The sequence below is a fragment of the Labilibaculum sp. K2S genome (assembly GCF_030372765.1).
Classification (GTDB): domain Bacteria; phylum Bacteroidota; class Bacteroidia; order Bacteroidales; family Marinifilaceae; genus Labilibaculum.
Genome location: NZ_JAUCMW010000020.1, coordinates 54,196 through 69,373 on the forward strand (window position 1 = coordinate 54,196; position 15,178 = coordinate 69,373).

Genomic DNA, 15,178 nt, shown 5'->3' on the forward strand with positions numbered 1-15,178 from the left:
AAGAGCCATTGAGTGAATTCATTTCATTTGGTGGCTCTTTCTCTTTGAAATGAATTCTTCTCACTACCTTTGCAACGAAAATAGTAACATCAAACAATTTATAGCCATGGACCCAGACGATTTCGATGCCATCAAGAAAATTAAAAAAGAGAATAAGTTAGCCTACAATCCGTGGTCAAGAAAAGATGACGATGAATTGATCAATCTGTTTTTTGATGGAGTGGCAGTTGGTGAAATGGCAATTAAACTAAAACGTACCAAAGGAGCAATCCGTGCGCGAATCCGCAAAATGGAGCTGATACACATTAAGAAGAAGGCTTCTTCTTCATCTGATTCTTCTAAGAAATAACTGATTTAAATTTAAATAAAAGTTTCTGACGTGTCATAACAAAGCAGTTTCCTCATTTTAATCTTATTGTTTCAGTATAAATGTTGTTGATAATCAGGTATTTTACTCTGGTTGCTGTTAATCCAAACTATTAGACTATCTTTGCTGTTCAATTTTAAGTACATTTATGACATTTGACAAATTAGAGATTATAGATCCCATTCTTAAAGCGATTGGGGAAAAAGGTTATACACATCCCACTCCAATTCAGGAAAAATCAATACCCATTTTACTTCGCAAAAGAGATTTATTAGGTTGTGCACAAACAGGAACGGGTAAAACAGCAGCATTTGCAATTCCAATTTTACAGCATATTTATAATGATGCAACACCGGAAAAAGGTCGTCGCAAAATTAAGGCTTTGGTGGTAACTCCAACCCGCGAATTGGCTATTCAGATTAAGGATAGTTTTTCAGAGTATGGAAAGTATACAGGAATTCTTAATACAGTTATTTTTGGAGGAGTGAAACAAGGCGCACAAACACAGGCTTTAAACCGAGGTGTTGATGTGTTGGTTGCTACACCGGGAAGATTGCTGGATTTAATACAGCAAGGTTATATCTCATTAAGAGACATTAAGTATTTTGTTTTGGATGAGGCAGATCAGATGCTCGACATGGGATTCATTCATGACATTCGTCGAATTATTGATCTATTGCCTAAAAGAAGACAATCTTTGTTTTTTTCTGCAACCATGCCGGCAAGCATCGTAAGTTTGGCTGGTAAAATTTTAGGTAATCCTGATAGAGTAACAGTAAAGCCGGAGCAGACTACAGCCGAAAAAGTGGGGCAATCGCTTTATTATGTGAGCAAAAAAGCAAAACCAAAATTGCTGATTTTTCTTTTAAAAACCGAAGAAGCCGATTCTACTTTGGTGTTTTCGAGAACAAAGCACGGTGCCGACAAGGTAGTTAAGGGCTTGCAAAAGGCTGGCATTCCGGCCGAAGCAATTCATGGGAATAAATCTCAAAATGCAAGACAGCTTGCTTTAAGTAATTTTAAAAATGGCAGCACAAAGGTACTTGTTGCAACAGATATTGCAGCCAGAGGTATTGATGTGTCGGAATTGTCTTTGGTGGTAAATTACGATTTGCCAAATATTCCTGAAACCTACGTTCATCGTATCGGACGAACGGGGCGTGCAAGTGCGAGCGGTAATGCAATTTCATTCTGTGATACAGAAGAAAAACCATATCTGAAAGATATCCAGAAGTTAATAAGACAAGATATTGACGTGGTTAAGGATCATCCTTTTCTTCCGGGTGGAGTAGAGGATAATGCCGTTGAGGAAGTGAAGTCAGATAGAAGAAGGCAACAGCCCAGGTCATCTAAAGCTTCAAAACCATCAAATTCATCCAGATCATCCAGTTCAAGATCATCGAATTCTTCAAAGTCTTCAGGTTCTTCGAGAACGCCAAATTCTTCGAATTCTTCGAAACCGTCATATTCAGGAAATAAAGAATGGAGACGTGGCAATTCAGCCTCCAAGAAACGAGCTGAGTAAGAAACCGGAACAGAAGTTAATTCTAAAATATATGCAAAGCCGAAGAGGAGATCCTTTTTGGCTTTTTTTATTTGGGTAATGTTAAAAAATATCATTGATTATGATCGTTTGTAAACTTTGATAAATCATTTCTTATCCTTAATATTATGCTGACTTAATTAATCCGCACAATTTACAAAATGAGAAAAAAATTCTACCTCCTGATTTCGTTGTCAATCTTTATACTTGCGACGTTTTCCTGTAAAGACAAAAAGAGTGTAAAACAAAAAGTTGATCCTGGTTTTGGACAATATATTTCGGCTTTTACTTCCGGAGTTGTTTCTGCCGAGTCGGTGATTCAAATAAGACTGGTAAATGATTACGATCAAAAGATTGAATCCGGTCAGGAACTGGAAGAGGGGATTGTTAGTATTGCTCCTTCGGTAAAGGGAAAAGCATATTGGAAAGATCCTCGTTGTATTGAATTCCGACCAGAAGCCAGAATGGAATCGGGAAAAGAATATAAAGTGAATGTGAAACTATCGAAATTGATAGAGGTTCCTGCGAAATATGCCGATCTGAAATTCAATTTTCAAACCATAAAACAAAGTTTTGCCTTTACGGGAGAAGGACTACAATCTTACGATAAAACAGATATGCTTTATCAGAAATACAAAGGATACATCACAACAGCTGATGTAATTGTTGATGATGAGATTGAATCGGTTTTGATTGCCACAATTAATTCTCAGAAAAAAAATATTGAGTGGATGCATTCTGCTGATGGAAAACAGCATCATTTTGTTGTGGATAGCTTGAAAAGAGAAGAGGACAAAGGAGAATTGAATTTAGTGTGGAACGGGGCATCCATTGGAGTGGATGAAAAAGGGGAGAAAGAAATTGAGATTCCTGCATTAAATGTTTTTAAAGTGATGAGTGCAAAGGTGATTCAGCAACCAGAGCAATATGTGTCGGTTCGTTTTTCTGATCCACTGAAAAAAAATCAAAATCTGGATGGTTTAATTCGTATTGACGGAGTATCTTCTTTGAAATTTATTGTAGAAGGAAATGAAGTGAGGGCTTACCCCGGCTATCGGTTATCTGGAATCAAAACAGTAAGTTTTGAAGAAGGAATTCGAAATGCAATGGAATATGCTTTGATGAAAAACACTAAGATGGAACTCACTTTTGAGGACATTAAACCTGCAGTCCGATTAATCGGAAAAGGAGTTATTTCTCCTTCATCGCAAGGATTGATTTTGCCATTCGAGGCCGTTAGTTTGAATGCTGTTGATGTGAGAGTTGTAGAAATATTCGAGAACAATGTACATCAGTTTTTGCAGGATAACCGAATGGGTGAATCGGGTAATATTCGAAGAGTAGCTCGTTTAATTTTGCAAAAACGAATCGATTTGGGAACCAATCGTGCTGTTGATTTGCGCAAATGGAATGCATACACCTTGGATATTTCGAATTACATTGATGTTAAACAAGGATCGATTTACCGAATTGAATTGCGCTTTAGAAAAGAATATTCACTGTATGCCTGCGGAGCAGAGCAGGAAAGCGGGGATCGGTTAAATAGTCTGGACGATATAATTGCAGAACAACAGTTAGAGAAAGAAATGCAGGATTGGGATCAGCCGGGATGGTATGAGTCTTACTATTATCCTGCCGGATACACGTGGAGAGAAGAAGAGAATCCTTGTCATGTATCCTATTATAACGGAGAACGGTTTGTTAGTCGAAATTTATTTGCTTCCGATTTGGGGATTATTGCAAAAGGGGGAACTGATAAATCGATCACTTTTGCTGTTTCCAATCTGATTTCTGCAGAGCCGGAAGCTAATGTTGAACTGGAAGTGTACAACTACCAAAAACAGCTGATGGCCCGAAGTAAAACCGATAAAGATGGTTTGGCTAAAGTGCAGTTGGACAGGCAACCTTTCCTTTTGGTTGCAAAAAAAGGAACTCAGCGCGGGTATTTGCGTTTAGACGACGGATCCTCGCTTTCGCTTAGTAATTTTGATATTGGAGGTCAAGTAGTTCAAAAGGGAATAAAAGGATATTTGTACGGAGAACGTGGCGTTTGGCGTCCGGGAGATAATTTATACCTGACTTTTGTTTTAGAGGATTCTGATGATGTGTTACCAGATAATCATCCGGTTGTTTTTGAGTTGATAAATCCTCAGGGACAAACCGTTACTCATAAAATAAGCACAGGAGGAGCTAATGGATTTTATTCTTTCACCTGTGCAACGGATGCTGATGCGCCGACAGGAACATGGTCTGCCAGAATACAAGTTGGAGGTGCAACTTTTACAAAAACGATAAAAATAGAAACGGTTAAACCAAACAGGTTAAAAATAAAGCTCGAATTTGAATCTGAAGTTTTAAAATCTGCGGCAGCGAATCAAAAAGCCAATTTGGAAGTAAAATGGCTGCATGGAGCTATTGCCCGAGATTTAAAATCGAATATCAGTTTACGCTTGACTCCCACTAAAACCTCATTCGATAAATATCCCCGATATACTTTTGATGATCCGTCGAAAGAATTTTATGCCGATGAACAAGTCATTTTTGATGGAAAAGTAGATCAGAATGGAAAAGCAGTTGTGGATTTGGATTTAAAAGGAAACAAATCTGCTCCCGGAATGTTGAATGCCAATTTTATAACCCGTGTATTTGAAAAGGGCGGTGATTTTAGTATTGATATGCAAAGAGTGAAGTTTGCTCCTTATCAGTCATTTGTAGGGATACAAATGCCGGAATCGGAGAGAGGATGGTATTTAACGGACACAGATCATGAAATTCAAATTGCCACAGTAAATTCTGATGGAGCTCCTGTTGACCGAAAAGATTTGGAGGTAAAAGTTTACAAGATTGACTGGCGATGGTGGTGGGATGCAGGCGAAGAAAATTTAGCATCCTACATTAGTCGCTCGTCAACTCGTATTGTATCTCATCGTAAAGTGAGCACCAAGCAAGGGAAAGCAAAGTTTAAGCTCAATATAGAATACAATGATTGGAATGATTACGGACGTTATTTAATTCGGGTGACTGATCCGGTAAGTGGTCATTCAACAGGAGAAACAGCTTATTTTTCGAAATGGTATGGCCGCACCCCTGAAGGAATGCCAGGCAATGCAAGTATGCTTTCATTTACTTCTGATAAGGACAAATATAAAGTTGGCGAAAAAGCCACTGTTACTATTCCATCATCAAAATCAGGAAGGGCTTTGGTAAGTATTGAAACCGGAGCAAAAGTTTTACAAGCATTTTGGATCGATACAAAAACCAATGAATCTGAGTTTTCATTTGAGATAACTTCGGAAATGTCGCCAAATGCATATGTTAGTGTGAGTTTGGTACAACCTCATGCTCAAACCGAAAACGATCTGCCAATTCGAATGTATGGTGTTATTCCAATTTTGGTAGAAGATCCAAATACCCGATTGAATCCGGAAATTAAAATGCCTGATGTGTTGGAGCCGGAGAAAGAATTTGAGGTGACAGTTTCGGAGAAGGATGGAAAGGCAATGACTTATACTTTAGCTGTTGTTGATGATGGTTTACTTGATTTAACACGCTTTAAAACACCAAATCCTTGGAATACTTTTTATGCCCGCGAAGCTCTTGGAGTGAAAACCTGGGATATGTATGATTTGGTGATGGGGGCATTTGGTGCCAGATTGGAAAAAGCATTCGCTATTGGAGGTGATGAAGATTTGGGTGAAAAGAAGCAAGCCAAGGCAAATCGGTTTAAACCTGTGGTAATGTTTTATGGTCCGTATACATTACATGCCGGAGATAGTAAATTGCACAAAATTACCATGCCTAACTATGTTGGCTCTGTGCGCACGATGGTTGTTGCGGGAGACAAAGGAGCATATGGTTCTGCCGAGAAAACGACTCAGGTTCGAAAGCCATTAATGATACTGGCAACTTTGCCTAGAGTGGTTGGTCCTGCCGAATCAGTAAAATTACCCGTTACTGTTTTTGCTATGGATCCTAAAATTAAGAATGTAAAAGTTAGAATCGAACCCAATGAATTTCTCATCAGCGAAGGCGGTCTTGAAAAGAGCGTAGTTTTTGAAAAAACGGGAGAACAGGTAATTGATTTTGATTTGAAAGTGGCTTCTAAATTGGGTGTTGCCAAAGTAAAAGTTTTTGCGGAAAGTGGAAATGTAAAAACAACATATGATATTGAATTGGATGTACGTAATCCGAATCCCCGTGTTGTAAATGTAAACGACACCCTATTAAAAGCGGGAGAAAGCTGGACGAATGCATTGCATCTTCCGGGAATGGAAGGAACCAACAAAGGGATTTTGGAATTGTCGAATATTCCACCAATCGATTTTGGTCGTCGTTTAGAGTACCTTATCGGATATCCTCATGGATGCATTGAACAAACAACTTCGTCGGTTTTTCCTCAGTTATTTTTAGATAAAGTAGTGACTCTGGATTCAGAACAAAAAGCCCGGATTTCTAAAAACGTTCAGGCAGGATTGAATCGCTTGTTGAGTTTTCAAATGCCAAACGGCGGCTTTAGTTACTGGCCGGGAGGAGATTATGAAAGTGATTGGGGAACCAGTTATGCGGGGCATTTTATGCTGAAGGCTGAGGAGATGGGCTATACTTTACCAATTGGCTTGAAATCTGCCTGGTTACGATATCAAAAATCTGCCGCTAAGAGCTGGGAGAGTTCTACTTATCGTGGGGGTGTTTACTATTCCCGTCATGATTTACTGCAGGCGTATCGCTTATACACTCTTGCTCAAGCTGAAACGCCTGATTTGGCTTCAATGAACAGAATGAGAGAACAAACAAAACTTTCATCAGCTGCAAAATGGAGATTGGCGGCAGCTTATCGTTTAATAGGACAAACAGAAGTTGCAGAGAATCTGATTGAAAATCTGGGAACGGAAGTGGAAGCTTATCGTGAAAATTCAGGTTCTTTTGGTTCTGATACCCGTGACAGGGCAATGATATTGGAAACTTTAAGCTTGCTTGATAAAAAAACAAAGGCTTTTCCTTTGGTACAGAAATTATCAGCAGAATTATCAAGTAAGTCTTGGATGAGTACACAGACAACAGCCTTTTGTTTGATTGGGATGGCAGAGTTTGCAGGGCGTGGAGAGTCAAAGCAATTGAATATTTCCTACTCCCTAAATGGGGGTGAAATGCAGGAATTAAAAAGCAATAATCCGCTTATTCAAATTCCTTTGGATTTAAAAACCGGGAAACCAAGTGTAAAAGTCAACAACCTATCCGATGGTGTTCTTTATGTACGGGTAAGTATGAGTGGAATTCCTGCAACGGGAGATCAGACTTCGGCTGAAGAGAATTTGAAAATGAAGATTTCGTACAAAGACATGCAGGGAAATCCAATTGATGTGAAAACCCTGCATCAGGGAACTGATTTTAAAGTAGAAGTTCGGATTGAAAACCCGGGTGTGATGGACAATTATGAGCAAATGGCTTTAACGCAGATATTCCCATCGGGGTGGGAGATTGTAAATACTCGTTTCGGAGATGTTGATGAACTTGTAAAATCTGATGTGCCGACTTATCAGGATATTCGTGACGATCGTGTGTATACTTATTTTGATTTGGATCGAAACAAGAGCAAAACTTTCTCGATTACTATGAATGCAGCTTACGTTGGGAAATTTTATCTGCCAACAGTGAGCTGTGAAGCCATGTACGATGACCGTATTCGTGCCCGAAAACCGGGTCAATGGGTTGAAGTAGTGAAATAGAGGTAATAAGATAACCTGTCAGAGTCTGAAAGACCTGACAGCGTTATTGTGTTGAAATACAGTAAATCCGAAAGGATATTTTCTTTAGTAAATGAAAATACCAGAAATAAAATATTGCCAATCTAAAAAATGCCGCATTTTCATGTTGGCATTTTTGCTGTTAGGGATCAGTTTTTGGTTTTCTCTGCCATCAAAATTATTTCACGATCCCACATCAACTATTCTTTATAGCAGAGAAGGAAAGTTGCTTGGGGCCAGAATTGCTGCTGATGGACAATGGCGGTTTCCGGAATCGGAACACATACCGGAAAAGTTTGAGCAATCACTTTTGGCATTCGAGGATCAGTATTTTTATTATCATCCGGGAGTGAATCCGGTTTCGTTAGGACGAGCTTTAATTCAAAATATTAAGGCAGGTCATGTGGTGAGCGGTGGAAGTACGTTAAGCATGCAGTTGGTTCGTATTTCCCGCAAAGGCAAGAGCAGAAACCTCTATCAGAAACTGATTGAAATGGTAAAATCGATTCGCTTAGAGTTGGGATATTCTAAAAAGGAGATTCTTGCCTTGTATGCTTCTCATGCTCCTTTTGGAGGAAATGTGGTTGGCTTGGAAGCTGCTTCATGGCGTTTTTTTGCACGAAATGCCAAAGATTTATCATGGGCTGAAGCAGCCACTTTAGCAGTATTACCAAATGCTCCCTCATTAATTTATCCGGGAAGAAACAGTAGGAAACTTCGTGATAAGCGAAATCGCCTTTTGGATCGGTTGGTGGAAAGAGAAATTATTGATTCCATGACTTGTAAATTGGCAAAATTAGAAGAAATACCTTCTAAAATTCATTCATTGCCAATGTTGGCTCCTCATTTATTGGATCAGGCAAATGTTGAACATACAGGCGAACGAATTACAAGCTCTTTAAACTATCGGCTTCAATTGCAGGTAAATGAGTTGGTCCGAAAATATCAGCGAAATTTAGAGGCCAATCAAATTCACAATATGGCTGTTTTGGTTTTAGATGTGGAAACCGGTCAAAGCATAGCTTATGTTGGAAATACCGCTAAATTGGATGAGGAAAATCATGGGAATCAGGTAGATATTATTCGTGCTGCGCGAAGTACAGGTAGTGTTTTAAAGCCATTTTTATTTGCCGGTATGCTGAATAGCGGAGAAATTCTTCCCAATACGCTCATTCCTGATATTCCAACTCAGATAGCAGGCTATTCGCCTAAGAATTTTAATCTTCGCTACGATGGTGCCGTTCCAGCCCAAAAGGCGCTGTCCCGGTCTTTAAATGTGCCTGCAGTTCGTATGCTTCGCGATTACGGTGTAGAGCCTTTTCACCACCTATTGAAGAAATTGGGAATGAGTACACTCAATTATCCGTCCGGACATTATGGATTGTCTTTAATATTAGGTGGTGCAGAAGGTACATTGTGGGATTTATGCGGGATGTATTCCGGACTGGCAAGAAACTTAAATCATTACAATCAATACAATAAAACTTATTATACGAATGATATTCGCGAACCGGTTTACCGACTTCGGGATTCAGTAAAAAAAGGGAATCCTGAAGTCCAGTCGAGACTAAGTGCTGCTTCCGTCTATCAAACATTTGAAGCCTTGCTGGAAGTCAACAGACCGGATGGTGAAAATGGGTGGAAATCTTTTTCTTCATCACGTAAAGTGGCCTGGAAAACCGGAACCAGTTTTGGCTTTCGCGATGCCTGGGCCATTGGAACTACACCTGATTTTGTAGTTGGAGTTTGGGTTGGCAACGCTGATGGAGAAGGCCGGCCGGGACTAACAGGTGTAAGTTCAGCAGCTCCTGTCATGTTCGATGTATTTAATTTACTTCCTTCAGGGGCTTGGTTTGATATTCCGTTTGAAGAGATGGAAGAGATTCCTGTATGCAGGCAAAGTGGATACAGAGCAGGTAGGTGGTGCGAAACTATTGATACGATGTTGGTTTGCAAAACAGGATTAGAGACCAATTCCTGTCCCTATCACCGACTTGTACATTTGGATGCCGGCAAGAGGTATCAGGTGAATTCTCAATGCGAAAAAGTGAGTAACATGATACATGTAAATTGGTTTGTGTTGCCACCGGCAATGGAATGGTATTATAAAAAAAGAAATGCGTTGTACCGACCTTTACCTCCCTTTCGGGATGATTGTTCCGGAGCTCAGAATCATGAAGTGATGGAGCTGATTTATCCGAAGGGAAACGATCAGATTTTTGTTCCCATCGATTTGGATGGAATTCGTGGGAAAGTTGTTTTTGAGATGGCTCATCATGATCCGGAAGCAGAAGTTTTTTGGCACTTGGATGGTGAATTTATTGGGACAACGGTTCATTTGCATCAGAAGGAATTAAGTCCGGATGAAGGAGAACACCTGCTAAGTTTGGTTGACAATCACGGCAATACTTTGTACAAGAAATTTACTGTAGTTGGAAAAAATGATAATGAAATAAACTAATAAGCTGGAATATGAATTGCAATTGAGCCTGTTGTTTTTTTGCCAAAAGCTTAACTTTAATGTTTAGCCTGCGTACTATCTTTGGCATTTCAGATATTAGGAAGACTAGATATGGTAAAAGTAAAATTTGAATATAAAATTCTTATTTCATATTTATTGGTGGGGGGATTATGGATCTCATTCTCTGATCAATTAGTGAAAAATGTAATCTCCGATCCCAATTATCTGACAGAAATACAAACTTTTAAAGGTTGGTTTTATGTTTTGGTGACTGGGATTTTGTTTTACTTATTGCTAAAGAAGCATTTGATTAAAATTCGGAATGCAGAAAAGAAAGCCAGAGAGAGCGATCAGTTGAAAACTGCTTTTTTGCAGAACATATCGCATGAAATAAGAACACCTATGAATGGGATTGTAGGTTTTGCAGGTCTTTTAAAAGAAAATGATCTGACCATAGATCAAAAGGAAATGTACCTTGATATTATTACTAAAAGTTCGGATCAATTGCTTAATGTAGTTAACGATGTGCTGGATGTTTCACTAATTGATTCGGGAAATGTGATCATTAATAAGACTCCCTTTAAGCTGAATGATTTTCTGGATCAAATTTATTCCTTTCATGGCACAGTTCTAAGGAAAGATATTTCTCTTCAATTGAATAATACGTTGTCTGGTTTAGCTCATATTGTTTTTTCCGATAGAGTGAAATTGGGACAAGTTCTCGATAATTTGATTAGTAATGCGATAAAGTATACTCCAAAAGGATTGGTCGAATTAGGATGTGAGATGAAGGAAGATCAATTGCTGTTTTCTGTAAAGGATTCAGGAATTGGAATTGCTCCGAAATATCATAAGAAAATTTTTGATCGTTTTCACAGAGCAGAGATTGAAACAACAAAAACTATTGGTGGTGCAGGCTTAGGTTTAGCCATTTGCAGAGGGAATGTGAATTTATTAGGTGGTGACATTTGGGTAGAATCCAATCTTGGAATTGGTTCCAAATTCTATTTTACAATTCCTGGTGATTTCGTTGTTCAGAAACCTACAGTAGAGGAAAAAGCAGATCCGAAGAGTGTTTTAAGGCCTGGTTGTGTGCTTGTTGCAGAAGATGAAGAATATAATTTTCTTTATATATCAAGAATACTAAACGATGCGGGAATCGATTTTTTAAGAGCAAAAAATGGACAGGAAGCAGTGGATATTTGTCGGAAGAACCCAAATTTAGGATTGATTTTGATGGATATTAAAATGCCAATTTTAAACGGTTACGAAGCCGTTAAGATAATTCGGGAGTTTCGTAATAAAATTCCTATTATAGCTCAAACCGCTTTTGCCATTGGAAATGAAAAAAGGAAGGCTTTGGATATTGGGTGCAACGATTACATCGCAAAGCCTTTTAAGAGAGAAGAGTTGCTAAATAAGATTAGAAAAAACACAAAGTAATTATTGACCTTTAACTAAAAAAAGGGACACAATTTTCGGTTGATTGATAACTTTTCAGCATTATTTCCAATAATTATCAATTTAAGAAGCCGGAAATTTCATAATGGCTCTCAATCACCACAAAATACAAATTGGAAGGGAATCATATCAAAATCCTTATTGTCTTTGTATTATGTATGGGAAATAGAGCGGTGCAAACTCTTTTTAATTTAATAGGATTTTATTGTTCAAAATGTAACTTTAGGCCAACTTAATAAGCCGGTTTATGGAATACCAAAAGATATTTACGGAGATTTTAAAAAAGATGGACGGATATAAGGATTCCGGGAGTCCTGCGTCATATATTCCGGAACTTCGTGATGTTGATCCCAGTAAATTTGGAGTTCATTTAATTACAAATACGAACCAAAATTATAGTTTGGGAGATTCTGAAGAAAAGTTTTCCATACAAAGTATTTCAAAAGTTTTGTCCTTGGTAATGGCATACAAGTTGGAAGATGAGAATTTATGGAAAAGAGTAGGGGTTGAACCATCTGGTACTCCATTCAATTCCTTGGTTCAGTTAGAATACGATCAGGGAATTCCGCGTAATCCATTCATAAATGCGGGAGCATTGGTAGTTTGCGATGTTTTAGTGGAACATCTGGAAAATCCTAAGAAAGAGTTTCTTCATTTTGTGAGAACTCTATCAGGCAATTCATCTCTTGAGTATTGTTCCCGTATTTCCGAATCAGAAAAATCAACGGGCTATCGAAATGCTTCTCTAATCAATTTAATGAAGGATTTAGGGAATATCCGTAACGACATTGATACCGTTTTGGACTTTTATTTTAATTTGTGTTCCATTGAAATGACTTGTAGTGAGCTGGCCAGAACATTCCTTTTTCTGGCTTCGTATGGGAAAGATCCTATAACTAATGAGAAGTTTTTAAGTTCCAGCAAATCGAAAAGGATTAATGCTGTGATGCAATTGTGCGGTTTTTATGATGAAGCTGGTGAATTCTCCTTTAAAGTTGGTTTGCCGGGGAAAAGTGGCGTTGGTGGTGGTATTGTTGCCATTCTTCCTAATCAATACAGCATTGCAGTATGGAGTCCAAGGTTGAATAAAAAGGGAAATTCGAGTAAGGGAATGAAATTTTTAGAACTGTTTACCAGTGAAACCGAATCGTCAATTTTTTAGTCATGTTGAAAACTCAAACCAAATTGCAACCGGTAGTATCAGTCAAATGGCTTTCTCAGCATTTGCATGATCCTAATTTGCTTATTCTTGATGCTAGTCTAAAGGATAATAAGGCCGGGTTAAAATCAGAATACGAAGGTGTTCAAATTGTAAATGCGCGCTTTTTCGATTTAAAAAATACATTTTGCGATCCTGACAATCCTATTTCAAATATGATTCCAAGTCCGGATCGTTTTACCTCAGAGTGCCGTAAACTGGGAATTAATAAGAATAGTAAAATAGTTGTTTACGATAATTTAGGTACCTATTCAAGTCCAAGGGTTTGGTGGTTGTTTAAAGCAATGGGGCATGATGATGTTGCTGTTTTGAATGGTGGTTTGCCGGTTTGGAGTAAAGAAAATTTTGCAGTTGAGCCTAAGAAACCAATTGAATTGGAACCGGGCGATTTCCAAGCTGATTTTCATCTGGAATCAGTTTTGAATTCTGAACGAATTCTTGAAAATATCAATAGTGAGCAGAGCCTTGTAATTGATGTTCGTTCAGAAGATCGGTTTTTGGGCAGAGTTCCCGAACCCAGGGAAAATTTGAAAAGTGGTCATATTCCAAAATCCATTAATCTTCCTTTTAGCAACGTTTTGGCTAATGGAATGTTTCTGCCGAAAAATGAATTAAATGAGATTTTTGAAAGCTTATCCGTAAAGAATAAACCCTTGGTTTTTTGTTGCGGATCGGGTGTAAGTGCTTGTATTGTTTTACTGGCCTGCGAGCTGGTGCGAACAAACAGCAAGTATCTTTACGATGGTTCGTGGGCGGAATGGGGACAGTTGGAAAATTATCCGATCGAATAATTCTTCTTTCTATTTCTGATTTGCACAGAAGAATCATTTGGCTATCTTTAGAATCATTCTAAACCATACCACTGTAAAATGATGAGTTTTTAGTGGAAATGAAATATCTATCGTAATCATGAATCGACTGTTACCTGTTAATTGTATTGAGGATATCATACCGGAATATCGACATACTCCCATTGGATTGTTGCTGGAGTTCCATAACTTAAAACGGCCTTTTGCCACTTATACCGAAGCCCAGCTTTTGGTTGGTATGTGTATGGATAATCGCAAACATCTGCATATCCCTGAAAATTTCTCTTATATCATTCGATCAGGAGGAGCCAATTTAAGATATAGTGAGTTTAAAGTTTCATATGCCATTTCTGTTGGTAAAATTAAGCACATAGCACTCATTGGCCATGATAACTGCGGCATGGTTAATCTGCATTCCCGAAAGGATGAATTTATTCGTGGTTTGGTTGATGCTGCAGGTTGGACCGCAGAAAGAGCCGAAGAACATTTTACCAATTTTGCTCCTATGTTCGAAATAGGAAATGAAATAGAATTTGTAGTGACTGAAGCCAAGCGATTGCGTGTGAAATATCCGAAAATTACGGTTGCTCCTTTGTTCTATCATGTGGAAACCAACCGCTTGTCGATTGTAGAAGAATAATTTTTAAGCAGTTGATCGAGTCGTGCTTTTCGCAAGAATAATCAGATTATTGCAGATATTAGATTTATTCCTGTAGTTTTGCATTTCAATTGGATGGAAGCAGAGAAAAAATGGAAGTAAAACGACTAAATAAGGCAATTGCCGAAACAGGATATTGTTCACGAAGAGAGGCTGATAAGCTGATTGAGAGTGGGAGAGTTAAGGTGAACGGTACAACAGCTGATTTAGGTGTTAAGGTTACCAGCGAGGATACGATCAAGGTAAAAGGACAAACCATTACCAAGCAAGTAGGAAATATCTATTTGGCATTTAATAAACCAATTGGCATCACCTGCACTACAGATACTCATATCAAGGGAAATATCATAACTTACCTTAATTATCCGGAGCGGATTTTCCCAATTGGACGATTGGATAAACCGAGTGAAGGGCTTATTTTTCTCACCAATGATGGCGATATCGTGAATAAAATACTTCGTTCACGAAACAATCATGAGAAAGAATATGTTGTAAGGGTGAATAAAAGAATTACTTCTGATTTTATTAAAAAAATGGGAAATGGTGTTCCAATTCTAGATACCGTAACTAAGAAATGTAAAGTTTGGAGAGTTGATGATTTTACATTTAAAATAATTCTGACTCAGGGTTTAAACAGACAAATTCGTAGAATGTGCGAATATTTGGATTATAATGTAAAAACCCTGCAACGGCTTCGGATTATGAACATCTCCTTGGGCAGCTTAAAAGTTGGAAAGTACCGCTCATTTACTAAAACTGAATTACAAACCTTGCTTAATTTGTGCGAGGATTCTGCAAAAACCTTCGATGAGATTTAAAATAGTAATATTCTTAAATTTTAATTTCTTTTTTCTTTACTATTTGTTGCAAGATCAACTAAATCAGGTAATATCGTCTCTGATTTTTTTATATTTGT

General features: G+C 38.2%; 9 protein-coding genes. All 9 read left to right on the forward strand.

Annotation, left to right across the window (positions count from 1 at the left end):
- Positions 1-106: 106 nt before the first annotated feature.
- The 9 genes from QUH73_RS17265 to QUH73_RS17305 all read left to right on the forward strand — a co-directional run bounded on the left by QUH73_RS17265 (position 107) and on the right by QUH73_RS17305 (position 15,080).
- Positions 107-349 (forward strand): hypothetical protein, encoded by a 243-nt coding sequence (locus tag QUH73_RS17265; protein ID WP_289531681.1) that lies wholly within the window; start codon positions 107-109, stop codon positions 347-349.
- Positions 350-515: 166 nt separating this feature from the next.
- On the forward strand, positions 516-1,892 hold the full coding sequence (locus tag QUH73_RS17270; RefSeq protein WP_289531682.1) for a DEAD/DEAH box helicase: 1,377 nt from the start codon (positions 516-518) through the stop codon (positions 1,890-1,892).
- Positions 1,893-2,071: 179 nt separating this feature from the next.
- Complete coding sequence (locus QUH73_RS17275) at positions 2,072-7,636, forward strand: alpha-2-macroglobulin family protein (protein WP_289531683.1); 5,565 nt, start codon at positions 2,072-2,074, stop codon at positions 7,634-7,636.
- A gap of 142 nt (positions 7,637-7,778) precedes the next feature.
- On the forward strand, positions 7,779-10,115 hold the full coding sequence (pbpC, locus tag QUH73_RS17280; RefSeq protein ID WP_289531684.1) for a penicillin-binding protein 1C: 2,337 nt from the start codon (positions 7,779-7,781) through the stop codon (positions 10,113-10,115).
- 111 nt (positions 10,116-10,226) lie between these two features.
- Complete coding sequence (locus tag QUH73_RS17285; RefSeq protein WP_289531685.1) at positions 10,227-11,558, forward strand: hybrid sensor histidine kinase/response regulator; 1,332 nt, start codon at positions 10,227-10,229, stop codon at positions 11,556-11,558.
- 265 nt (positions 11,559-11,823) lie between these two features.
- On the forward strand, positions 11,824-12,738 hold the full coding sequence (locus tag QUH73_RS17290; RefSeq protein WP_289531686.1) for a glutaminase: 915 nt from the start codon (positions 11,824-11,826) through the stop codon (positions 12,736-12,738).
- Positions 12,739-12,740: 2 nt separating this feature from the next.
- Positions 12,741-13,586, forward strand: a complete 846-nt coding sequence (locus tag QUH73_RS17295) for a sulfurtransferase (protein ID WP_289531687.1) — start codon at positions 12,741-12,743, stop codon at positions 13,584-13,586.
- A gap of 118 nt (positions 13,587-13,704) precedes the next feature.
- Positions 13,705-14,244, forward strand: coding sequence for a carbonic anhydrase (locus tag QUH73_RS17300; protein WP_289531688.1), 540 nt, complete (start codon positions 13,705-13,707; stop codon positions 14,242-14,244).
- A gap of 110 nt (positions 14,245-14,354) precedes the next feature.
- The gene (locus QUH73_RS17305; protein WP_289531689.1) at positions 14,355-15,080 is read left to right on the forward strand and encodes a pseudouridine synthase; all 726 of its coding nucleotides are present in this window, start codon (positions 14,355-14,357) and stop codon (positions 15,078-15,080) included.
- Positions 15,081-15,178: the final 98 nt, after the last annotated feature.